Consider the following 22,887-nt stretch of genomic DNA (forward strand, 5'->3'; position numbering starts at 1 on the left):
GACACCTGCATGGCCCATTGTTCACAGTTTGCAACTCCTCTTGCTGCGCCCTTATCTGGCACTTTATCCAAGACAAGGGCTGGGCTGCTGCCCGTGCTGTTGTTCTCGCTCTTACTGACTGGCTGCGCCCGTCAGGAGCCGGTCAATGAGACCCTGCCTATCTTGAACCAGTTGAGGGAACAACAGCTGGCCGAGCAACCCCAGCTGCAACTGACCTATCAGCAAGAGGAGGCAACACTGCAGAGCAATCAGGAGCAACAGCTACACCAGTTTTTGGCCTATAAGGACCCCGACAAGATAGCGCTGATCAGCGGCCCCGGCCCGCAAACGGATATGCTGGCCAGTGCCCGTCTGGCCAGCCAGCGGCTCACGACGCTGACCCGTCTGCTCGGGTCTCGCGCCATTGAACTGGAACCCCGTTATGACCCCATGCTGGCCCCCAATACCTTGCTGATCCGCATTCTGCCAAGGGGTGAACAGGCGACAATCACGTCATCGGCGGCGCAATAAGGCCAAGGCAAGCAGGCGGCAAGGCCACCCGATAGAGGGGATAGGGGGCCAACCCCCACAATTTGCGCCAGCCCTGGGTGAAGCGGTATAACAGCAGCGGCGGGCGCTGGTGCAGCTCGCCTAAAAACATCACTCCCTGAGCCATCCCCGCCCCTGCCAGCGTCACTGACATCGCCTCGCTATCAGGGGCCACCAGCATCGCCTGCAGCACGCCGTCACAACGAGGATGAGCCAGCTGATAGCTGACATAGGTGCCACCCAATATCGGAGTAGCCCCTCGCACACGCCAGCCCAGCTTGACCAGCTCCAGCAACATGGGCTTGGCCCCTTCATTGACCACCCGGTTTTGATAGCGCCATCCCATGGCGGCAGCACTGGCCAGCGCCACCAGCAATAGCAGCAGGTATCCCCTAGACAGTCGCACCATGACTCCCCCTCATAAACAGCACAGACAGCACCAGCAGCAGATATCCCCTAGACAGTCGCACCATGACTCCCCCTCATAAACAGCACAGACAGCACCAGCAGTAGATATCCCCTAGACAGTCGCAACATGGCGCCCCCTCATAAACAGCATGGTGAGTACCAACAGCATGATGAGCCACTGATAAAGCTGGGCCCAGGGGCCGATATGCAACCAATCATACCAGCGCAGATCCAGGCTCATCAGCACCAGTCGTAACTGATTGGCACCGATATAGAAAAGCGACACCAGCAGTAATAACGGCAATTGCGACAGCCAATGGCGTCCGGCCAGCAGCCAGCTAGAGGAGATCAACCAGGCAAGGGCCACCAGATAGAGCTGGGCGAAAGAGGAGCAGCCCTTGAGCACAATCAGCGCATGGCCCCCCAACCGTTCGATCCGGTTGCCATCAAGGCGGGTCTCCCACCCCAGCAGGTGCAACCACTGCCCCACCCCCCAGGCATCGAGTGCCAGCACCGGGCCAGAGAACAGCGCAAACACCTGCTGCCCCCACAACACCGCGATGGTGAACGCCAGCACAATCTGCAGCACCGCCCGCTCATCGGCGCTCTGGCGACGACGCCACAGCGTGGCCACCAGCAGCAAACAGGCCAGCGCCTTGCAACTGGCGCTGGGGATCAGCAGCAACAGACTGAACAGCGCGATCTGCAGGCGGCTCAACTGCCAATCCACTGCAACCCGCAATGCAATTTGCCACCAGATAGCAATCAGCAACACCACCAGCAGGTTGAAATGCGCCGTATTGATCCACACCATGCCCCATTGATTGGCCAGCCCCAGTAACAACCAGTTGGGAGCCCACTGCCAAGGACGCATCGCCATCATGTCACCCTGCCCGGATCGGTTTATCATCCCTTGGCATCGCAAGTTCCATGCCTTTTTATGAGATAGCGTGGCGCACGGGAAAGCTGGCACGGTTTATTCATTCACCCTGTTGGCACTACAGCCAAGGAAAGGAGTGAGCGATGAAACTCAAACCGTTGGCAGGGCTGCTGGGGATGCTGTTGGTAACCTCCCCCGCATACGCCTTGACCGAAGTCGATACCGAACTGCAACTGCTGATGGATGTGTCGGGCAGCGTCAGTTCATCGGAATTCAATCTGCAATTACAGGGCTATGTGGACGCCTTTTATAACCAGGATGTGCAGAGCGCCATCCTCAACACCAGTGGCGGCAAGCTGGGCTCTATTGCCGTACAGATGATCATGTGGAGCAGTGGCAACCAGCAAAGAGCGATGACTGACTGGTTCCACCTCTACGACATGACCTCCATCAACAACTTCGCCGCGACGCTGGACAACCTGGTGCGCCCCTATGCGGGGATGACGGCACCCGGCTCTGCCATGGCCTTTGGTGCCCAGCAGTTTGACACCAACAACTACACCGCCGCCCGCCAGGTAATGGATGTGTCGGGAGACGGCATCCAGAACAACGGGCTGGATACCTCCACCGTGCGGGATCAGCTGCTCGCCTCCGGCATCGATACCATTAACGGCATCACCATAGGTCAGGACTATCCCGATGGCGTGCTGCAAGATTGGTATGTCGAGAACGTGGCTGGCGGTCAGGATGCATTTGTTATCAACGCCACCACCTTCGCCGACTTTGGCAATGCGCTGGAGCTCAAACTGGCGGCCGAAATTGAGGGAGGGATTATTCCGGAAGGGGCACTGGCCGCCCCCATCGAGGAGATCCCGTTGGCCGCCCAACTGTTGCTCGGTATGCCGCTATTGCTGGCCTGGCGCTATCAACGCCGCAATAAAGCAAGCCCGCAACCCGCCAACTGGCAACAGACCCCCGCCTTCGGCTAGTTAATCACCCAGTGTGTCGCGATTAGGGAGCCATGGCTCCCTGATTTTTTGCTGAAAAATTGAACGCAATTTATTCAACTAGACAGAATAGAAATAAAAGAGCATATGAAGCACAGAATTTTTATAGCTACAACCAATACTTATTAACAATTTTCCACCCAGCTTTTCCCATCATGAAAATACAGTTCAACCTTCATATCCAGAACCCAACAATCAGGATGAGGAACAAATGCCAAATAGTAATCTGCTTCATCACAAGGAACAGCCTCCCTTAATTCCCCCAAGGCCCACCGCTTAATTTCAGCACTTTGCGGAAGGACTAATAATTTATTTTTTGACCGTGCCATCACCAACTTACTAAAATCAATTATAGATGCACGACTATTATTTTTTTGAAATTCACTTTCAATAGCCCACTCCATACTTTCAACATATACTAACTGTTTGTTTTTTGATGCTGAACATATTGATTTCACACTTACGACACTAATATCAAAAAGCAATTCCTTTAGTTTAAACTCACTTTTGTTACCAGGGTAATCTGCTGAAAAAACTCTGTATTCAATCTTGTCATATTCATCTCTAAATGACTCAGCAAGGTATCTCACCCAAGCTTTGCTTCTGACGGAATGAAGAAATCTAGGTTGGTAAGAACTAAACTGTTGACTTTCCCAAAATGCTTTCTTTAAAGAAGCATCTAATCTTTCTAAGAGCATCGGTAATCCCCCCATTTTTAGGGGCATTCAAAAGTAGAGGTCATGCAGCCTTTGTCAGATGCTGCTTTGGGGTATAACCATCCAGCGCCATATTGGGCCGCTCATGGTTATAAACCCATAGCCATTGTGTTGCAAACTCTTGGAGCTCCTCCAGTGTGCCAAACAGATGATGAGCCAACCAATCGTAACGTACCGTTCTGTTAAACCGCTCTATGTACGCGTTCTGCTGAGGATTGCCTGGTTGGATATACCCCAAGGTGATCTCCTGTTTCGCCGCCCACGCCTTGAGCACTTCGCTGATATATTCTGGTCCATTATCGCACCGGATCATCGCCGGTTTGCCACGCCACTCAATCACCTGCTCCAGTGCGCGCTTGACCCGTGAAGCGGGCAATGAAAAATCGACCTCAATGCACAGCGCCTCGCGGTTAAAATCATCGATCACATTAAACAGTCGCACTGACCGACCATCGCTCAGTTGATCGTGCATAAAATCCATCGACCAGCAGTGGTTAGGCTGGGCAGGTACGGCCAGAGCCTGCGGCTTTTCACGTACCAGTCGCTTCTTGGGCTTGATGCGCAAGTTCAGTTCAAGCTCCCGATAGATCCGGTAGACCCGCTTGTGGTTCCAAGCAAACCCTTTGACGTTACGCAGGTAGAGGAAGCAGAGGCCAAAGCCCCAGTTCCGCTGGCTGTTGGTGATACGCAGCAACCAATCCGCAATAAGCTGGTTTTCATCGGCGAGCATGGGTTGATAGCGATAACAGCCTTCGCTGACCTTGAAGATGTTGCAGGCTAGCCGGATAGAAATGGCAAAGAGTGACACGGCTTTGGTAGCCATCTCCCTGCGGGCAGATGGCGTCACCACTTTTTTGCTATGGCCTCGGCGATAATCTCGGCTTTGAGGCGCTCCTCGGCATACATCTTCTTGAGGCGGCGGTTTTCCTCCTCCAGCTCTTTGAGGCGAGCCATGAGAGAGGCATCCATGCCACCGAATTTGGTGCGCCACTTGTAAAAGGTCGCGGAACTGATGCCATGCTCGCGGCAGAGTTCAGGGACGGGTGAGCCAGACTCGGCCTGTTTGAGGATGGCGATGATTTGGGCATCGCTAAAGCGTGATGTTTTCATGTAGAACCTCCTGCGTTCAAGATACGAGAAAATTCTACTTATGAGCACCCCAGGTTTTCGGGGGGATTACCCATCAATATCTCCACTAATGCAAACTTAACATAATAAGGCCGTAGGTTCGATTAGCGAAGCGTAATCGGACGTTCGCGGCCTTTCTGTAATATGTCTCTTTAACTCGCCAAAATCCGCCAACATTGCCACTTCTTAGCCCCAATGCTCACTCTCAAACTGGCAGCCAAAGTCACCGGTTGGGGCGTACTTACCACATTAGCTGGGAATGTCACCGCGAGCGTCCGATTACGCCTACCGGCTAATCGAACCTACGTGCTAAGCGATCTTGTTCAACTCATACTTTAGAGCACCCACGGCTTCGGAAAAATACTTTACTTGATCTCTTATATTAAAAATCGTGATCTTCTCATTAGGATACCCAAGTAACATAAATATATTATCTAAATGAGCAATCATATTTTGAAACTTTATTGATACTTCTTTGCACTCATAAGATGACAATCCAATGGATAATCCACCTTGATAAATATCATGGGATTTAGACTTGTTTGCATTAATAAACCTACACAAATCATCAAACGATACTTCAGAATCTGAGAACTGTATAAACTTTCGCTCTAACTCTGAAAATAACATCACTGATTGAGCCAACGACTCTTCGACAAACTGTACAAATGACTCTTTTGGAATTTCATTTTTATGGTTATATTTAGCTGTTGATAAATACATAGTATTCCATTCAACATTGACGCCATCACCAATATCTTGACCATTTTGAGGGAAAGGACGGAATGTCTCTTCAAGCTCACTATTGATCCATTCTGATTTACACAGATAGTTGTTATTTCGTTCATCTTGAGACGTCGGATAAACAAACAACCAGACAACGTCTGCAGGCTTATTTCGCCAAGTAACTCTTGTTAAAGAGCTTCGGTGATACTCACAAACTCTTATCTCTTTAGTTAATGATGAGATTATTTTTATTAGTTCTGATTGACTATGTTCTTTTGACAATACTACTCGCGCAGAGTATCTTTTGGCTGCGCCATGACTAATATCTGAGATTTTAGTAATTGTGTAATCTGGAATAATTTCGACTTGATTCACAAGACGACGTAAGTCGCTGTTCATACCAACATTTATCTGTTGCTGAAAAGGCACTATTACTTTCCACCCCTTCCCTGTATATACAACCGTGTATTTGCTTATTGCTTGCCAATAAGCAGTACCTTTGTCCGTATCACATAGAACGATTACAACTGGTAATGAATGACTAAGCCAATAATCAAGATGCTCTCTGTCTCCACGAAAAACATAACCGTCCTTCATTTTTTCTTTAAACCAAGAATCCCCAGATTTTATTTGCAACGCAATTAATTTCCCTGATGCGTAATTATTATTAACAATTTCAATTTGAGCATCGATACCACAATCGACAATTGGTTGTTCGCGAAAAATGCACCCACACTTTTCGAACAATAAACCTACAATTTGAACTCCTAAGCGTTCGGTTTGTGAACTACTCACATATTTCATTGTTTAATTATCCCACATACTCTAACAAAACATTAAAAAGTGATTATATTTAGCTTGCTATTAATTTGCTGGTGGCAGACTCCATATGAACCCAAGATATCATTAATTGCCCACGCAGAGAAATATTTTATACAAAACTTACCACCCCAGCTGTGATTGATATACATACTACCGCCTCCTTTACTAACTTCAGCCACGCCACTAATGAAAATTACAGTCACGAAAATTAAATATGACCCTACTATATCAGATAACACAAGAGAGCCAATTTAATATGGATGATGTGATATATTTCACTGTGACCGAAACAAAATAAAAAAGGCCTCATCACGAGGCCTTATCAGACATATTCAGGTTCAGTCTGGTAGCCAGCTTTGCGGTAATCAACCCGGCTCGGGAGCCAAAGGCAGCACCTGCCCATCCAGACCCTGATAACTGTTTGATGGATAGTCCGGCACCGGTTCGCAATAAGGGATCCGGCTTAGCACCGGCGCCTTGATCAGGGAAGCCAGTCGATCACTGCGGCGCAAGCTGGTATCCGCCAACTCGGTCAGCAAGGCCAGCCCACCGCCCAACCCCAACCCGCCAATCAGCCCGGCCAGCACAAATAGCCACAGCGGGTAGTTGCTCGGTTTGCTCGGGGCGAACGGCTTGTCGATCACCTTGATCCGCTCCCCTTGCTCGAAATTGCCGAGCGCCCCGGTGACTTTGGCCTTCTCATAGCGCAGCGAGAGATCCTGATAGAGGCCACGTTTTACCTCCAGATCCCGCTCCAGTTCAGCGAGTTGCCGTTCGGTATCACCCTGGGAGTCCACCACCTTGTCCAGCCCGTCGATCTGCGCCTGCAACCCGCTCACCGCTTGTTCGGTCTGGGTCAAGATACGCTGCGCCTGTTGAAACTCGGGCCCCATCGCCATATCGGGCTGACTGTGCAGGCGATCCCGCTCCTGTTGCAACTGCTCAATCTGATAATGCAGGCTCTGCACCTGACTGTGCTCATTGCTGTAGCGGGCACGCAGCAGGGCCAGCTCGGTCTGCATCTGCTGCAACTGCTCATCGAGCTGCAGCGCCAGCTTGCTCTGCTGCCCGCGGGCCAGCAGCTCCACCGCGGCTTTCGCCTGTTGCAAAGTGAGCAGGCTGTCGGCATAGCGCTCTTTCAATCCGTAGAGCCGGGCGACGTTGGCACTCTGTTGCTGGGGCAAGGCACTGGCATGTTCCCGTTTGAAGTCAGCCAGTAGCTGCTCGGCCCCTTGCAGTTCGCTGCGGCGGCTATCGAGCTGGCTTTGCAAAAAGCGCTCGGAGGATTCCGCCGACTGGCGCCCTTTACTGAGCAAGTTGAAAAAGAAACGCCGTGAGATCGCTTCCAGCAGACCGGCACTGTTGGCGGCCGAATCGGCCCTGACCTTGATTTCAATCACCTCGTCACCGATCAGCCGCAATGAGACAGCCCCGGAGAGCCAGTCCATGATGGCATCGCGCTTGGCCGGTGGGGTCTCGTCATTGACCAGACCGCGATCTCGCGCCACCCCATCGAGCACGTAGCGGCTGCGCAGCAGGGCTTCAAGCACCGCAAAGCGATCTTTGAGGCTCTCTTGAGTGATCAGATCCTTGAGGGTCGGGGTCTGGTTGGCATCTTGCGGCACCATAAAGGTGGTGCGACTCTCGAACTCCTTGGGGGTGAGCCAGCCAATGGCGCCGCCGACCAGCGGCATCACCAGCACCGGGATCACCAGCAGATAACGACGGCGCCAGGCCGCAAACAAGATGAGGTAGAGGTTGTAATAGAACTGGACTGGCATGACATCACTCCCGATGAAGCAGCTAGGGCTGTCATCTCTATGCAAGGCCGGTGCCAGTGCAAGGCCGCTGCCAGCGCCGTTTAGCTCCCGTGGTTGCCGGGCACTGACTTGGCTAACGGCAAGAGTGGTACAAGATTCGCATTAACCGATAGTCCGGGGCCACGCCCCCTCCCTGTGCTGGAGTGCTCACCATGCTGCCATCGTCCGATCCCCTTATCCCCTCCGAGCGCCAACCGGCGGTGGTGCAAATCGTCCAGCACCTGCAGCCCGGCGGGCTGGAGACCATGGTGCTCAACCTGACCCAGGCCAATGCGGACCACCAACCGATGCATATCATCTCCCTTGAGGGGGATAAGGCGGCGGTATTGGCGGCATGGCCTGCCCTGCGCCCGTTCGCCACGCGGATCCACTGTCTGGCCAAACCGGCCGGTTGGTCCCTGACCACCCTCGGGCGGCTGACCCGCTTGCTGCGGCAACTCAAACCGGGGGCGGTGCATACCCACCATCTTGGCCCGCTGCTCTATGGCGGCTTGGCCAGTCGCTTGGCGCAAGTGACAACCCTGGTGCACACCGAACACGATGCCTGGTATCTCGATGACCCTCATCAACGCACCCTGGCCAGTCTGGGGCTGCGCACCTTCAGGCCGACTCTGGTGGCCGATGCAACCCCGGTGGCCAACCAGCTGCAGGCCAAGCTGGGGCAGTTGTCCGCACAGGTGATCCCGAACGGCATCGATGAACAGCGTTTTACCCTGGGCAATGCCGCCCTCGCCCGTCAGGAGATGGGACTGCCGCAAGGGGTCAAATTGATTGGGTGCGCGGCGCGCCTCGAAACCGTCAAGGGCCATAGCTTGCTGCTGGAGGCGATCAGCGCCCTGCCGGAAGAGGTGCATCTTGCATTGGCAGGGGTCGGCAGTTTGCAAAATGCATTGCAGCAGCAGTGCCAAGAGTTAGGCATTGCCCATCGCGTGCACTTCCTCGGGCTGGTTGAGCAGATGCCGCGCTTTTATCAGGGGCTGGATCTGTTCTGCTTGCCGTCACTGGCAGAAGGGATGCCGCTCTGTGTGCTGGAGGCCCAGGCCTGCGGCGTCCCGGTGGTGATGAGCGCCGTTGGCGCGGCGGTCGAGATAGTCTGTCCGGCCAGCGGCTATCTGCTCGATAAACGAGACCCGCTGCTGTTGGCGCAACTTCTGGCACAGGGGTTGCTGAACTCAACTAGCCTGCGCGCAGTCACCCGTGAGTTTGTCTGCCAGCAAGGCAGCCTGAGCCAGATGGCGCAGGCCTATCAGGCACTTTACCGCCGTTAAGCAGACGGCACCGGATTAAAGGAGCATCCCATGGAGTGGTACATGATAGCGTTTTGGCTCTGTGCAGCGCTGGTGGTCTACCACCATGTTGGCTACCCCCTGCTGCTTAAATATTTTGGTCAGCGGGCTCGTCAGATCACCCCGCATCCGCAACCCATGACCCGTGGCCTTAACCGCAGCCATGGCGATGAGGCGCTCCCCACCATCACCCTGATCATGCCGGTCTATAACGAGGCGGCGACCATCGCGGCCAAGTTGCAAAATATCGCCAGCCTCGATTACCCCGCCGACAAGCTGTGGGTCCATGTGCATTTTGATGGCTGCAGCGACGATAGCTATCCGATCGCCCTGCTCCAGCTCGGGGATCCGGCCCTGCAGCATGTGCAGATCAGGCTGTTTAATCACGACCTCAATCGCGGCAAGGTCGCCGTACTCAACGATGCCATGGCGCTGGTCAAGAGCGATTTGGTGGCCCTGAGCGATGTCTCTGCCCTGCTCCCCATCGATAGCCTGCTGCTGGCCGCCGCCCATTTTCAAGATCCCAAGGTGGGGGTGGTGGGCGAAGCCTACCGGTTCTGGCAAGCAGGCTCCGAGGGCGAAGAGCACTACTGGCGCTATCAGAGCCAGATCAAGCTGTGCGAATCAGCCCTCGGCAGCATGCTGGGCGCCCATGGTGCTTTCTATGTGATCCGCAGCCACTGCCTGACTCCGCTGGCGAGCGATACCATCAACGACGATTTCATCCTGCCGATGCAGGCCATCGCCAAGGGTTACAAGGCGGTCTATGACAATCGCTGCGCCGCGCTGGAGCTGGAAGTATCTGATGCTGCCCTTGAGGCAGTGCGGCGCAAGCGGATCGGGGCTGGCAATACCCAGCAGCTGCTGCGTCTGCTGCCGCTGCTGCACCCCAAATTTGGTTGGGTGGCCTTTAATTTTGCCAGTGGCAAAGGGTTACGGGTATTGATGCCCCTGTGCCTGATGCTGCTGTGGCTGTGCGCTATCCCTCTGGCCACTGCATCTGCCTTTTTTGGCGCCGTACTTGCCGCGCAACTGCTGGGCTATGCCCTGGTGGCATTGATCCAGCTGACCCCGAATTACCGCTGGCCCGGCCCGCTGCGCACTATCCACTATCTGGTGCTTGGCCACTGGTACAACGGCATTGGCACCCTCCACTACGGCTTGCGCACACTGATCCGTTCCACCACTCAGGAGAGAGCAGCATGAAACACCCTATCCCGACAGTGACCCTGGTGGTCAAACGCATCATGGATCTGGCTGGTGCATCCCTTGGCTTGTTGCTGACGCTGCCGCTGTGGCCCTTGATCATGCTGGCTATCCGCCTCGATAGTCCGGGTCCGGTGTTCTTTCGCCAACTGCGGATTGGCCGCAGCCATGCCAGCCATACCGAGCTGTTTTTTATGATCAAGTTTCGCACCATGCGCGCTGATGCCGAGGCGGGGACAGGCCCGGTCTGGTGCGGGAAAGGAGATAGCCGCATCACCCGCAGTGGCGATTTTCTGCGTAAAACCCGGCTCGATGAGCTGCCGCAATTTCTCAATGTGCTCAAGGGGGAGATGTCGCTGATTGGCCCCCGACCAGAACGCCCCGGCATCGCCAACCGGCTGGAAGATGCGGTGCCGTTTTTCATTGAACGCACCTATGAAGTCGCCCCCGGTATTACCGGATTGGCGCAGGTCAATCAGGGCTATGATGAGTCACTCGATGACGTGCGCAGCAAGCTGGCCTTTGATCTGGCCTACTCGGTAGCCCTGCTCCACCCGTGGCGCTGGCTGGTGCAAGACCTCCAGATCATCGGCAAAACCATTGCCATCATGGTCGGCAAGAAGGGCCGCTGAGCCCCTACCTACCGGTGGATGCACGATCCCCACCAGCCCCACATCCCAACCAGATAGTGCAGGCCATTGCTGATGCAATGGCCTTTTTCTTGATCCCCTCGCAACCATGTCGCGCTATGGTGTCAGCCCCTTGCCCGCACAGCGCCCAGCAAGGGGCGGCTGGCGCTCTACCCTGGATGCCGCAGCGCAGGCATCAATCAGCGGCGGTACAACGCACCCGCCAAGGAGAATCCCGCAATAGCCCTCGGCCCTCGATGCGGTAGCAGCACCATCAATCGGGGGGAGGTTGTGGTGATCGTGGGTCTTCGCCACGCTACGGCGGCACACTTCTGAGGCTGCACGCTTCGGAGGCTACACACTGCTGCGGTTGCACACGGCGGAGCAAGGGCGATGGCACCGTCGGGTCACCGCCCTTTACCACAGACGGCAGCCCGTTAAGACGCCAGCCAGTCGAGATCGCTTCGCACGCTCATGACTCATTACCTATTGCCCATAAAAAAGCGAGTGGCCAGGCCACTCGCATTGGTCAATCTCACGGGCTGGTTAGCGGGGATAGAGCGCCAGAATATCACTCACTCTGTGATTGACGCTGTAACCGCGCGCTATGGTTCTGCGCGCCGCCTGACTCATCCGGCCACGCACCTCCTCATCGCTGCGCAACCAATAATTGACCAGATCGGCCATGTCCTGCACATGGCCGGGCTCCACCAGCCAGCCATTGGACTTGTGATCAATCAACTGCACCAAGCCACCCACCGCAAAGGTACAGACCGGAATGCCATGGGCCATCGCCTCCAGCGCCACCAGCGGCAACCCCTCAAACCGGGAGGTGATACAGAGCAGGTCAATATGGTGCCACTCGTTGGCCATTTGCCGAAAACCGTGGAGCTGCACACGGTCACCATATTGCTGCCACAAGGTATCTTGCAATGGCCCAGCACCGTAGAGATGAAATTCGCCATCGGGACAGAGCGCCGCCAACTGGCAAAAGCTCGCAGGCCCCTTTTCAGCTGACAGTCTGCCAACAAACGCGATGCGATTGCCTTGCACCGCGACAGGGGACGCAGGCATCGGCACGAAGTTGCTGATCACCGTGCTCGGCACTGGCAATCTGCGAGCAATCGCCTCACTCACTGCAATACAGGTCGCAAAACGCGCCGTGACCCGATCCAGCCAGCTGTAAAACTTCAGTAACCCCTGCCCCTCATCACCACTGTGAAAGGTGGAGACGACCGATTTTCCGCTGCACCAGGCGGTCAGACGACCGAGGATCCCGGCCTTGTAACCATGGGTGTGCACCAGCACATCACCGGATTGGCTCGCCAACGTCTGCACAAAATCACGGCTGTTGCGACAGACCCGATAAGGCAGCCCCTGCTGCTTGAGTAGCGCAATAAAGGGGGTTATTCCGTGGTTGCTCACCAGCACTATGGTCGGGTTGAGGCCCCTGTTCAGCAGATCACGCGCCAAATGGGTAATGTGAACTTCGATCCCGCCTACTTGACGGGCATCAATAGCGAGCCAGATCGGCTGTGTTGGTAACATAAGCGCCCTCCTTGTGTGGCTCCACGCCATGTGCAACATGGCGACTGCGTACTGCTGCAGAGATGCATAGAGCGGGCCAGCAACACCAAGGAAGGGCAGGATCAGGCGGCGGGATAAGCGAGCAGTAACAGGGTCATATCATCCAGCGCGGCCCCCTCGGCCCGCTCATCAAACCAGTTGGCAATCCGCTGGGCCAGCCGCTCCAGGCTCGGCTCAGGCGTCAGGCACAATGTCCGCAATTGATCTTCCCACTGCTGGCGCTCGCTGGCATCTCGGCTATCGAGCAAGCCGTCGGTCCAGAACAGCAAGCGCTCTCCCGGTTTAAGCTGACGCTGATTGGTCACAAAATGGGGGTCTGGTCGCAAACCGGGCAAGGGGCCGGTCACCCCGACCTGACGCACCGAACCCGGCCCGATCAGCCAGGGCGCAGGATGACCGGCACTGGCCCACTGCACCCGCCCCTCGTCACCGAGCTCAATACACAAGGTGGTGAGCAGGGTGGCCCCCAGCAAGGGATCACTGTGGACGGCGTTGGACAAAATGGTCAGCAAGCGGGCGGGGGCGCGTTCCAGATCGTGGGCGGTCAGCAAGCCACGCAAATAACCGGCATAGGCATGGGCAAAAAACTTGGCTTCCGCGTCGTGGCCCATCACATCCCCAAGCCACAACACCCGATCTTTGACCAGTAGAAAGTCCCCGCCCCCCACGGTGGCCGCGCGGGTTTGCAACGCCAGCTGGTATCCGTTTATCGAGGTGGCGGGTAGTAACGGACGCAGCGCCGAGGTCATCCGCTGATCAAGCTGCGCCCCCCATTGTGATTGCAGTTGGCGAGAACGCTGCAACACCCGGGACACCGCCATCAACAGGTCTTGTTTGGTGATGGGTTTGACCAGAAAATCGTCGATACCCAGGGCACCGGCACGACTCTGGGTCCATTGATCCTGATGGCCGGTGAGAAAAATAAAGGGGACCCCCTTCATCTTGGGATCTTTCATCAGCTGCTGGCGCAGCGCAAAACCGTCGAGACCTTCCATCTCGATATCGGACAGCACCATGGCGGGCGGCTGTCTTCCCAATACCTGTAAGGCTGCATCGGGATCCGCATAGGATTCGACCCGGTAGTGCTCATGCAGATAAGCCGTGAGCAGGGCGCGCATCACCTTGTCATCATCAATGACGGCAATCACGGGCAGCGCTTTGATCACCGCATGAGGGCGCAGGCTGACCCGATTGCGTTCTCCATCGCGGGCAAAGCGCACCTCGGCAAACAACTGGTGCACCAGGGCGAGCCCATAGCCTCCCTCTTGCAGCTCATCGGGTAACGGCATAGGGCTAAGGGTGGGCTGGGGCCCGCCATCATCCTCCAACAACAGGATCAGGCCCTGCTCATCTTGTTTCAGGGTGAGCCACAGCTGAGTGGCAGGCGGCATCGCATGGCGGACGATATTGGTCGCCAGTTCACTGAAACAGAGCAGCCAGTTGGCTTGCTCCTGCTGGGACACCTGAAACAGGGACAACCCTTGTGCCAGCCGGTGGCGCAGTTCACGCACCGCTTGCAAACTGGCAGGGGCAGATCGCAACCAATCATCCATACACACTATCCATCAGCCATCTCCAGAGACACTCGCCACCCGCCCCTACTGCGCCCGGTCAGATCCGGAAGTTAAGTAGCGAACTGCGCCGACACCAGCGTTTAAGCCATTCGGTCACCCGGTTACTGGGCAGCCGGTTGAGTTCCCGCAGGATCTCGCTGGCCAGGCCCGGATTGAGCTTGTCGTTATAAACCGCCCCCACCAGATTGGCGTCAGCCCGCGTAAGTTTATCCACCGCACTCTGCACTGAGCTGGTCGGCGTGACCCCGGCCAGCACCACCAGCAACGCCCCGTCACAGGCGCCACACACCTGATCGGCAGGAATGTTGCCCCGATTGAGGGCATTAAGGGGGGAGGTATCGAAGATCACCACATCGTAATGTTCGAACCAACGCTGCAGCAGTTGGCGCAAGGTATCTTTGTTGCGAAACGCCATCAAATCTTTACCGGGTGCGGGCAACAGTGAGAGCGAACGACCATGCGCTACCGGCTCGGGCACATCGTTGGGCCCCCAGGCGAGCGCCGTCGCACGCCCCGGGTGATAAAGATTGAGATCCACCAGCAGGGTGCGAAGTCCATCGGCCTCTGCTCGTCTGGCCAACGCATCGCAGATGGAGCTCACCCCTTCCCCCCCTTCGGCAGAGGTAATGGCCAGCGATCTTATTCCCCGGGCGAGGGTCGCTGCGTAGAGCGATTCGAGCTCGAGATATTGAATGGGGATGCTCATATCAAAGCGTCCCGACCAGCGCCACCACCGAAATCGTGGTGAGAATATCCCTCATCCCATCCATGAAAATCGCCCAGTTGCTGCTCTTGCTGTCAGGGATAAAGACGGTGTCACCTGCCCGCAATACCGGCAATTGGCTAAAGTCGGGCTCCTTGGCAAAGCCATCGAGATCAAAGCTGCGGGCCTGATCCCCCTGCCCGCTGGTGGCCATGTTGATCACCACAATCTTCTTGATATAGGCGGTGTTGGTCGGGCCACCGGCCTCAGCCAGCAGATCCAGCAAGGTCATGGAGGAGTCAAAGCGGTAGCGACCGGGGCGCGCTATCGCCCCCAGCACCCGAATGGTGTTCTCCTTGGGTTCATCCAGCCAAGGGCGATTCTTCTCTGGCAGGTAGATGGAGTCGCCCGGCATCACCTTGGGCAGCAAGGTTTCATCACCGGTTTCAAAGTACATGGCAAGGTCGAGCTTGCTGACCCGCGCCGTGCTGCCATTGCGGTGGGCAATGCGCACATTGCGCAGATCAGCGGCCGCCGTCGGGCCATCGGCGGCCGACAAGATATCGATAAACCCCAGCTGGTCGTTAAAGGCATAACGCCCCGGCGCGCCGACCTGGCCGAAGATATAGATGGAGCTGTCCGGTGACTGGCGCACCCATTGGGATTTGTTATCGCTGGGATCGGTGGGCAGCTCGGGGATCATGATGGTAAAGCCCGCACGGATCCGGGGCAGGCTGGCCAGCGCCCCGCCCTGATGCAAAAAACGGTCAAGGTCAAACAGGGTCGGCGTGGCCTGGCCCCCCTCGGAGGTGAGGATCTGGACTTTGGCGATATCGGCCTGCTCACTGGGGCCACCGGCGTGGGCAATCAGATCCAGCAGCGACATCTCATCAGACCATTCATAACGACCCGGGATCCGCACCGCCCCCATCACCATCACCGCCCGTCCGGGCGCCACTTTGAGCCAGGATTTCTCGTTGATGTCGGTCTTCTCCGGCACAAAAATCGCGTCACCGGGTTTTATTTGTGGCAATGCCTTTTGGAGTCCCTCTGTATAGGCCTGCAGATCAATGGGCTCCACACTGCCATCGGTGCGCAGCAAGCGGATTTGGCGACTCTCGGCATAGCGGGTCGGGCCACCGGCATTGGCCAGAATATCGAGGAAGGAGTCCCCTTCCCGCCCCTCATAGGCGCCGGGTTTGAACACCTCGCCCATGATGTAGATGGTGCGGGCACCCCGTTTTATCTGCTCTTCATCCTTGGGTATAAAGATGGTGGCCCCCGGCGCCAGATTGGGTAGCAAGGCATTATTGCCGGAATCAAGGTAGGCCTTGAGGTCAAACAGCTCGGGGGCATCGCCATTGATCACCCTGATCCGCTCCACCCCGGCAAACCGAGTCACCCCACCCGCCCGCATCAGCAGATCCACGATGGTGTTGCCACTTTTGAAACTGAAGGCACCCGGGCTATTGACCTCACCAAACACCTTGATCGCCTTGCCGGTATCGCCATCGCCCCCTGCAGCCAGCGTGGCGGCATCAAAATCGATCTGCACGTTGCCAATCAGGGGGGATGCGGGCACAAATACCACATCAAGGGATTGCAGCGGCGGCAACACGCTGGCATCGCCGGTATCGAGATAACGCTTGTAGTCAAAGCTCGATACCGTGCTGCCACGGCGCACTTGCATATTGTTGAGCTGGGCCCCGGGCACCAGACCGCCAGCGGCATCAAGGGCCATCTGTACGTTGCCATCGGGGGCCAAATCATAACTGCCGGGTTTTTTGACATAGCCCATCACGCTGATCAGCAGCCGCTTTTCCAGCAAGGTGACGGTCAATTGAGAGAGGTTGTTGTAAACCGGTGTGAGGGCGGTGCGGATCAGCTCATCCGCTTGTGGCACGGTTTTCCCCCCCACCACCACAGTGCCGACTTCAGGTAGCGTAATCTCCCCTTGCTTGTTGATCTGGAACGGCTGATCAAAGGCAGGCTCACCGGGCTGCACTATGGCCAGCCGATCACCAGGAGCGAGTAAAGTGGAAGCCAGTAACGGGCTAGTAAATAGCAGCAAGAAAAAACCGATCAATCCTTCGATAGCGCCCCGTTTCATAGACATCCTTTTTGTCTGTTACGTTTGCCCCCATTGTCGCAAGGGGAGCCCTGACCAATCAGTGCTACAGCCCGCAACGGTGGTTTGTTGCAGCCGCAAACGTACTTTTTGTAGTGACTGTGCCAACACCGTCTGACGCCAACCGACCTCAGACCAGAGCCGACCATGCATATCCCGTTCGATATCAATGCGTTGTGATTGTAATTGTTTAAGCTCAGCAGGCATACACTCCCTTAGATGAGATTGTTGTAACTGCACAATCTGCGAATCAAGGGTCTTCTGAGCCTCATCATAACGAGACCAGACTTTTCGTTCATCCTCATTCACCGGAATACGCGTCGGCCTCACCTCGGCCAGTCCGCCGTAACCCGCAGGTGGCCACTGAGTACAACCCGACAGCATGATAGATGACAGTAATAGCCCCCATCGTTTCATGATGCGGCCGCCATCATGTTACGAGCACGCATATAGGTTTTGAGCGTGTCATGACAAGGGATCACCCTGTCTATATGTAACATTTCCAACAGATCGTGGGGTTGACCTGGCCCACAAACAAGGGCCATCTGATGCCCGTTCATAATCAGTCTTTTATAGAGAAAAACCAATGCCCCGATCCCTGACGAGTCGATAAAATGCACATCGCTGATATCTGCCAACACATTGCCGTGATAGGTAGCCAGCTCCTCGAACAACGGACGCAACGCACTGACCGCCATCGCATCGAACTCATTTTCCAGTACCACAACCTGAGTGTCATTAAGGGTGTAAGTCATACTTTCCATGGTTAACTCCTTGTCTATATCCCGGACTGTTCACTGTCATCGCACCGCCACCTTGCAACTGTCATGCTGCAAGTGTTATGCCGAGCCCAGATTAGTCGACCGGATAACCCGTCATGCTCTCCATATGGTACTCCTCTCGCCCTACTCCTTACACATCCAGACCCAATTTCAGTTACCAATTTGCAACAAAGCTGCGTATTACCTTGCAAACTGCAACGACAACTGTCACCAAAGAGCGCAGATAGACTGAACTCGCCTTAAAAATGCGGTGATACACGCGATATTTAACTCGGCCCGAGTTTTGCTTGCCTCCTGTTACCGGGAGCAACAGTGGTTGTTCTGCGTGTCATCATCGAACAGGTTCAAGGAGGAAGTTATGAGACTAGGCCTTTATATCGCACCACTACTGGGCGCCCTCAGCGGCCTCACACAAGCCGCCCCCACCCTTGAAGATGCGCTGCTCAAGGTAGAGGGCGCGATCGAAAGCCCTACTCATCACACGTTTTATCTGTGGGATAGCGCCATGCTGGACCAGTTAACCCAGTATGAAATCACCACCCATACCCCCTGGTATGACCAGGCCAGGACGTTTCGTGGCCCGCGGCTGCAAGACGTCCTGACCAAGGTCGGGGCAAATGGCACGCAGCTCACCATCACTGCACTCAACGACTACTCGGTGCAAGTGCCCGCCAGTGATGCCGCGCAATACCAGGTGATCCTGGCCCGCACCATCGATGGCAAACCGCTCTCGATCCGCGATAAAGGCCCACTATTTCTCATCTATCCATTCGATCAGTATCCGGAGCTGCGCAACAAGCTCTATTACGGTCGCGCCATCTGGCAGATCAGCCAGATCAAGGTCGAGTAGGCCTCACCATGCGATCCCTGGCGGCAAGTCAGCGTTTTCTGGCGGTGGTGCTGTGTGTATTGCTGCTCGCCTTTGCCGGCATTGGCACCATTCAATATCGGCAATTTCAGGATCTGCAGCGCAGCACCAGCCAGGGTGAAGATAATGTGATGTGGAACTACTTCCAGCTCTACAACGAAGCCCTGCGCTTTCAAAATGCGCTACGCCATGAGCCGCAAGCCAAATATCAGCTCAGATACGATATTTTGGTGAGCCGCATGGACCTTATTCTGCAGAGCAAGGATCGCTCGCTGCTACAGCAAACCGCGATCTACCAGCAGGCCAGCACCGGGATCCGCCACTACATTGCGCTGGCCGATCGCTGGCTGGGGCCGGAAGGGGCTGAACCGTTAGGGCCTGCTGCCCATCAGCAATTGCATCAGCAACTGGCGCTGTTGCTTCCCTTGTTGCATCAACTGACCCTGGAGGTGAATCAACAGGCCACCCTGTTTGACGTAGCGCGTCGTGACGATGTCAGGCAGCAGATCATCACCACCACCCTGATCGCCGCCCTGCAATTTTCCCTGCTGTTCATACTGGCCTTGTTGATCTCGCGGCAGATGAATATCTCGTCGAAGCAACACAAACTGATGCAACAGCTCAACGAGAAGCTGACGCGGGCTACCCGCGAGGCCGAAGCGGGCACCCGAGCCAAAAGCAGCTTTTTGGCCAATATGAGCCATGAGATCCGCACCCCGATGAATGGCATTCTCGGGATGCTGTCTCTGCTGGCCGATCGCGATATGGCCCCACGGGAACGGGATTACCTTGAGACAGCACGCGAGTCTGCCAACCACTTGCTCGGTCTGCTCAACGACATTCTGGATATCTCCAAACTGGAGGAAGGCAAGATAGAGCTGCAGCTCACCCCCCATCACCTGCCACAACTGCTGGAAGATATTCGCGCATTGCTACAAAGCAGCTGCAATGAAAAAGGGATCACCCTCACCCTCACCATTGCCGACGATACCCCCGAATGGTTGATGATCGACCCGCTCAGAGTACGCCAGATCCTGTTTAATCTGCTCAGTAATGCCATCAAGTTCACCCATCATGGCGCAGTCAACATTCATATTGATAGCACCAGGCTGGAGCAGGAACGTTACTCCATACGGGTAGCGATCCAGGATACCGGCATTGGTATGAGCAAGTACCAGCTGCAAAACCTGTTTCAGCGATTTGCTCAGGCTGATGTCTCTATTACTCGTCAATATGGTGGCTCCGGTTTGGGCCTTGAAATATCACGCAACCTGGCACGGTTGATGGGCGGAGATATCTCGGTGGCAAGCCAAGAGGGAAAAGGCAGCCAATTTACCTATATCTGGCCAGCGCAAGCCACCACCCCCTCCATTGTCTGCCTGCCTGCCAAGCCTGCGGATCAAGAGCGCTACCGTATCTTGCTGGTAGATGATAATGCGACCAACCGCAAGGTGATCGGCGCCATGCTCGACTCGGTTGGCCATCAGGTCACCCTTGCCGTACAGGGGGCTGAAGCGCTGGAGAAACTGGCTGACGCTGACTTTGATCTGGTGCTGATGGACGTGCAGATGCCCATCATGGATGGCCTGGCGGCAACCACACACATTCGGACTTCCCAGCACCCGTGGGCAACTATCCCCATTATTGCCTTAACCGCCGATGCCATGCCCGAGTCCAAACAGTACTACTTGTCACACGGCATGAATGGCTACATCACCAAACCGATCAATAAAGAAACCCTGCTCAACGAGATCAACAGACAAGTCTCACGGGGCCTGTATCAGCGCAATCACGCCCACCCTCGTCACGGATAGCGCCCTGCGTTGGGGCCAAAACCGTATGTCATGGGCAGGGGCTTAGATGGATGGTGGATGGCGGATGGCGGATGGCGGATAGTGAATTACCTTCACCTGAACCCGCCCCCCTCTAACCGAATGAGGGGCCCGCAGGCCCCTCATTGGTTAATTTTCACGTTATGCCCAACAGGCATCATTGGCGGGTTCATCTACGACAGACGTGTTCCAGATGCCCATTCGATGTCGCTATGGTGCACTGCGTTACTCAGCAGCCATTGGTGCAGGTTTGTGCGGGATTGTTCCCCAGTATCCGAACCAGCAACGCACGCGGTTCACGAACCGCATCAGTGCCCACTGCGAGCACTTTGCCGTCCATGTTGGCTGTGTATTCAGCCACCACATCCCCAAAGGCATTACGCTGCAACGCCACTTTCTGCCCCTGTTTCACATCGTCCCCCAACTTGACGAGGATCTCGGCAAAACCACCCGTTGTTGCCCGGATCGAGCTCATTTCATTACCGATATATGCCTTGTGGCTCTCGGCGGTGGCACCCAGCTTGCCGTCTATCACCTTGTAGTGGGTCAATACGTTTAAAGCCCCCTGCAACCCACGATCTATCATGTCCTGTTGATACACGCGCGGCTCGCCCACTTCTGCGGTTATCGCCGGGATACCATTCTCAACAAACGTCGTTTCCATCGAGCCGGTTTCACCAGGATCTTTTTTGATTTGGTCAGCGGGGAACAGTTCAGCAATGGTCTTCACATCCGCATTGCGATAGTCGGCATAGATAAAGAGCGGGTACGCCGTTCCGGTAGACTGGGTGTGGTAGTCGATGGCCAAATCGACATTCCCTTTGTAGATCTTGTTCCACATCAACCACGCCTGACGCTCGGGGGGATTACCTGTCTCTTTACCTGGATGGATCCGGTTGTAATCGATCACATCGCCACCGTCGGTCGAGATCGCCCAGGTACGTGACACACGCTCCAGGCCGGAACGATTGGGGCCAATCACACCAATAACACTCCCTTTCATCTTGGTCGGATCAAGTTGTGCCATCGCCTTTTGCACGATCCGGACACCATTGAGCTCGTCACCATGTACGCCAGCCTGCAGCAATACTTTTTTACCATCAGCAGCACCTTTGGCCACCATGATCGGCACATACCAGCGCTGACCGGTTCCGGTCTCGACCCCCTCAAACATAAGGCTATGTCCCAATTACGTGTTGCATGGGGTGCCCCAGCGCCTCATGCAGACACGCTTTGATATTCACTCCCTTCCCGTAACGCTCCAGCATCCTGCGCCAACCCAGATAATTCCTCAGATAATGAGTTGCCACGCCATGAAAGCGCACCATCCATTCTTTCAATCGATGGTGATATCCGTTTACATGTTGAATGTGGAATGCTCCTACAACCCGCTCACCCTGACGATTGCGCACTACTTGATGAGTCACGCCCTGCACTTTACTGAAACTGGCATACACGCCCGCGCCATCGCTACACAGCACGGCATCCGGCGAGACAAGGGGCTTCAAGACCGCGATGACTGTTTCGGCATTCATCTGCTCTAACTGAAAATCCGCATGATGGCCAGCACGGTCTTGCACCACCATCACCGGGATGTAATCCGGCCCGGTTCCCCGGGTTCGCCCTTTACCACCGCGATGCCGTGCCGGACGCGGCAGTCCCCGTTGCCCCTTGAACGATTCGAGGAAGAAGGTCTCGTCGACCTCAACGATACCCTCTTCCCGTGTGGCTTGATGGGCGGCCATCGCACGCAAGAAGCGGTGGCGCCAGAGGAACGCGGTGTTCTTGCTGACCCCGCAACGCAGAGCGGCCCGGCGGACAGTGAGTCCTTCAATGAGGGCTTGCGCGTAGTCTTCCCAGCACTGCGCTTTACGTAATCTGGCCAAGGGGGTCTTGGTCAGCACGGTGCTGGTGCGTAGACACTGTTTGCAACGGTAGCGACGTAGTCCCCGACTCCATCCCCAGGGAGCCAACTGATTGGCATCGGCCTGGCAATGTGGGCAACCACTGCATGCAGGTAGCTGGGAGTTCAGGGAGGTAATGGCGTGTGGAGCAGAGAGTTCATGCTGAGCAGCACGGCGTTGGCGCAGGGTAAGCTGTGGAAAGAGAGACAGCAGGTGTTGAAAGGCTGGGGTATCCATGATGGTAGACCTCAAGGTGATGGCCTACTTCAAGCTTAGCCTTTCAACACATAATTGGAGCCTGTAAATCCAATTGTGTAACCGCCCACGAATAAGTAACTTTTTCAAAAGGATAC

At 55.6% G+C, this 22,887-nt stretch carries 21 protein-coding genes; 7 read left to right on the forward strand and 14 right to left on the reverse strand.

Annotated elements, in window-relative coordinates:
• Nucleotides 1-93 precede the first annotated feature (93 nt).
• Nucleotides 94-510, forward strand: a complete 417-nt coding sequence (locus tag ACY8FN_RS15195) for a hypothetical protein (RefSeq protein WP_232790200.1) — start codon at nucleotides 94-96, stop codon at nucleotides 508-510.
• On the opposite strand, the gene ACY8FN_RS15200 is transcribed toward ACY8FN_RS15195, so the two are convergent.
• Nucleotides 488-937 (reverse strand): hypothetical protein, encoded by a 450-nt coding sequence (locus ACY8FN_RS15200; RefSeq protein WP_172954863.1) that lies wholly within the window; start codon nucleotides 935-937, stop codon nucleotides 488-490. The two genes, ACY8FN_RS15195 and ACY8FN_RS15200, sit on opposite strands and share 23 nt — an antisense overlap.
• Before the next feature lie 111 nt (nucleotides 938-1,048).
• The gene (locus tag ACY8FN_RS15205) at nucleotides 1,049-1,816 is read right to left on the reverse strand and encodes a hypothetical protein (protein ID WP_463101185.1); all 768 of its coding nucleotides are present in this window, start codon (nucleotides 1,814-1,816) and stop codon (nucleotides 1,049-1,051) included.
• 143 nt (nucleotides 1,817-1,959) lie between these two features.
• Here ACY8FN_RS15205 and ACY8FN_RS15210 point away from each other — a divergent pair, with 143 nt between their 5' ends.
• Entirely contained in the window at nucleotides 1,960-2,805 is an 846-nt protein-coding gene (locus ACY8FN_RS15210) for a DUF1194 domain-containing protein (RefSeq protein ID WP_463100479.1), read from the forward strand.
• Between the two features lie 143 nt (nucleotides 2,806-2,948).
• Here ACY8FN_RS15210 and ACY8FN_RS15215 read toward each other — a convergent pair whose 3' ends face one another.
• From ACY8FN_RS15215 to ACY8FN_RS15230, 4 genes are all read right to left on the reverse strand, one after another.
• A complete protein-coding gene (locus tag ACY8FN_RS15215) occupies nucleotides 2,949-3,521 on the reverse strand; it encodes a hypothetical protein (RefSeq protein WP_463100480.1) in 573 nt (190 codons plus the stop codon).
• A gap of 40 nt (nucleotides 3,522-3,561) precedes the next feature.
• Nucleotides 3,562-4,649 (reverse strand): IS3 family transposase gene (locus tag ACY8FN_RS15220; protein ID WP_113736197.1). Its coding sequence is split into 2 segments (ribosomal slippage): nucleotides 3,562-4,400 and nucleotides 4,400-4,649, totalling 1,089 coding nucleotides; the frame shifts between segments, so codons are not numbered across the junction.
• Between the two features lie 327 nt (nucleotides 4,650-4,976).
• Nucleotides 4,977-6,197: a DUF4365 domain-containing protein gene (locus tag ACY8FN_RS15225; RefSeq protein WP_463100481.1), complete on the reverse strand. Its 1,221-nt coding sequence runs from the start codon at nucleotides 6,195-6,197 to the stop codon at nucleotides 4,977-4,979.
• Nucleotides 6,198-6,580: 383 nt separating this feature from the next.
• Nucleotides 6,581-7,996 (reverse strand): GumC family protein, encoded by a 1,416-nt coding sequence (locus tag ACY8FN_RS15230; RefSeq protein WP_303843428.1) that lies wholly within the window; start codon nucleotides 7,994-7,996, stop codon nucleotides 6,581-6,583.
• Nucleotides 7,997-8,187: 191 nt separating this feature from the next.
• Here ACY8FN_RS15230 and ACY8FN_RS15235 point away from each other — a divergent pair, with 191 nt between their 5' ends.
• Genes ACY8FN_RS15235 through ACY8FN_RS15245 form a run of 3 tightly spaced genes read left to right on the forward strand, consistent with a single transcriptional unit; the run spans nucleotide 8,188 to nucleotide 11,159 of the window.
• Nucleotides 8,188-9,303, forward strand: coding sequence for a glycosyltransferase (locus ACY8FN_RS15235; RefSeq protein WP_463100482.1), 1,116 nt, complete (start codon nucleotides 8,188-8,190; stop codon nucleotides 9,301-9,303).
• 30 nt (nucleotides 9,304-9,333) lie between these two features.
• The gene (locus tag ACY8FN_RS15240; protein ID WP_463100483.1) at nucleotides 9,334-10,527 is read left to right on the forward strand and encodes a glycosyltransferase family 2 protein; all 1,194 of its coding nucleotides are present in this window, start codon (nucleotides 9,334-9,336) and stop codon (nucleotides 10,525-10,527) included.
• Nucleotides 10,524-11,159: a sugar transferase gene (locus ACY8FN_RS15245; RefSeq protein ID WP_042020824.1), complete on the forward strand. Its 636-nt coding sequence runs from the start codon at nucleotides 10,524-10,526 to the stop codon at nucleotides 11,157-11,159. The genes ACY8FN_RS15240 and ACY8FN_RS15245 overlap by 4 nt, the downstream gene beginning before the upstream one ends.
• A gap of 543 nt (nucleotides 11,160-11,702) precedes the next feature.
• On the opposite strand, the gene ACY8FN_RS15250 is transcribed toward ACY8FN_RS15245, so the two are convergent.
• From ACY8FN_RS15250 to ACY8FN_RS15275, 6 genes are all read right to left on the reverse strand, one after another.
• Nucleotides 11,703-12,704, reverse strand: coding sequence for a glycosyltransferase family 4 protein (locus ACY8FN_RS15250; protein ID WP_463100484.1), 1,002 nt, complete (start codon nucleotides 12,702-12,704; stop codon nucleotides 11,703-11,705).
• A 101-nt stretch (nucleotides 12,705-12,805) separates the two neighbouring features.
• On the reverse strand, nucleotides 12,806-14,296 hold the full coding sequence (locus tag ACY8FN_RS15255; RefSeq protein ID WP_463100485.1) for a SpoIIE family protein phosphatase: 1,491 nt from the start codon (nucleotides 14,294-14,296) through the stop codon (nucleotides 12,806-12,808).
• 58 nt (nucleotides 14,297-14,354) lie between these two features.
• Entirely contained in the window at nucleotides 14,355-15,023 is a 669-nt protein-coding gene (locus ACY8FN_RS15260) for a P-loop NTPase family protein (protein WP_068979293.1), read from the reverse strand.
• Nucleotide 15,024: 1 nt separating this feature from the next.
• Entirely contained in the window at nucleotides 15,025-17,130 is a 2,106-nt protein-coding gene (locus tag ACY8FN_RS15265) for an SLBB domain-containing protein (protein WP_139690576.1), read from the reverse strand.
• A gap of 18 nt (nucleotides 17,131-17,148) precedes the next feature.
• A complete protein-coding gene (locus ACY8FN_RS15270) occupies nucleotides 17,149-17,565 on the reverse strand; it encodes a hypothetical protein (RefSeq protein WP_083221077.1) in 417 nt (138 codons plus the stop codon).
• A complete protein-coding gene (locus ACY8FN_RS15275; protein ID WP_042020833.1) occupies nucleotides 17,562-17,912 on the reverse strand; it encodes an STAS domain-containing protein in 351 nt (116 codons plus the stop codon). Before ACY8FN_RS15275 ends, ACY8FN_RS15270 begins: the two co-directional genes overlap by 4 nt.
• A gap of 376 nt (nucleotides 17,913-18,288) precedes the next feature.
• On the opposite strand from ACY8FN_RS15275, the gene ACY8FN_RS15280 reads away from it, so the two are divergent.
• Together ACY8FN_RS15280 and ACY8FN_RS15285 are read left to right on the forward strand one after the other, a co-directional pair.
• Nucleotides 18,289-18,780 (forward strand): putative pterin-binding protein, encoded by a 492-nt coding sequence (locus tag ACY8FN_RS15280; protein ID WP_463100486.1) that lies wholly within the window; start codon nucleotides 18,289-18,291, stop codon nucleotides 18,778-18,780.
• A gap of 8 nt (nucleotides 18,781-18,788) precedes the next feature.
• Entirely contained in the window at nucleotides 18,789-20,612 is a 1,824-nt protein-coding gene (locus ACY8FN_RS15285) for a response regulator (protein ID WP_463100487.1), read from the forward strand.
• A gap of 247 nt (nucleotides 20,613-20,859) precedes the next feature.
• On the opposite strand, the gene ACY8FN_RS15290 is transcribed toward ACY8FN_RS15285, so the two are convergent.
• Both ACY8FN_RS15290 and ACY8FN_RS15295 read right to left on the reverse strand, forming a co-directional pair.
• A complete protein-coding gene (locus tag ACY8FN_RS15290; protein WP_463100488.1) occupies nucleotides 20,860-21,804 on the reverse strand; it encodes a M14 family metallopeptidase in 945 nt (314 codons plus the stop codon).
• 4 nt (nucleotides 21,805-21,808) lie between these two features.
• Entirely contained in the window at nucleotides 21,809-22,771 is a 963-nt protein-coding gene (locus ACY8FN_RS15295; RefSeq protein ID WP_463100489.1) for an IS1595 family transposase, read from the reverse strand.
• Between the last annotated feature and the right edge of the window lie 116 nt (nucleotides 22,772-22,887).

It is taken from the genome of Aeromonas sp. 160P, from assembly GCF_055193095.1.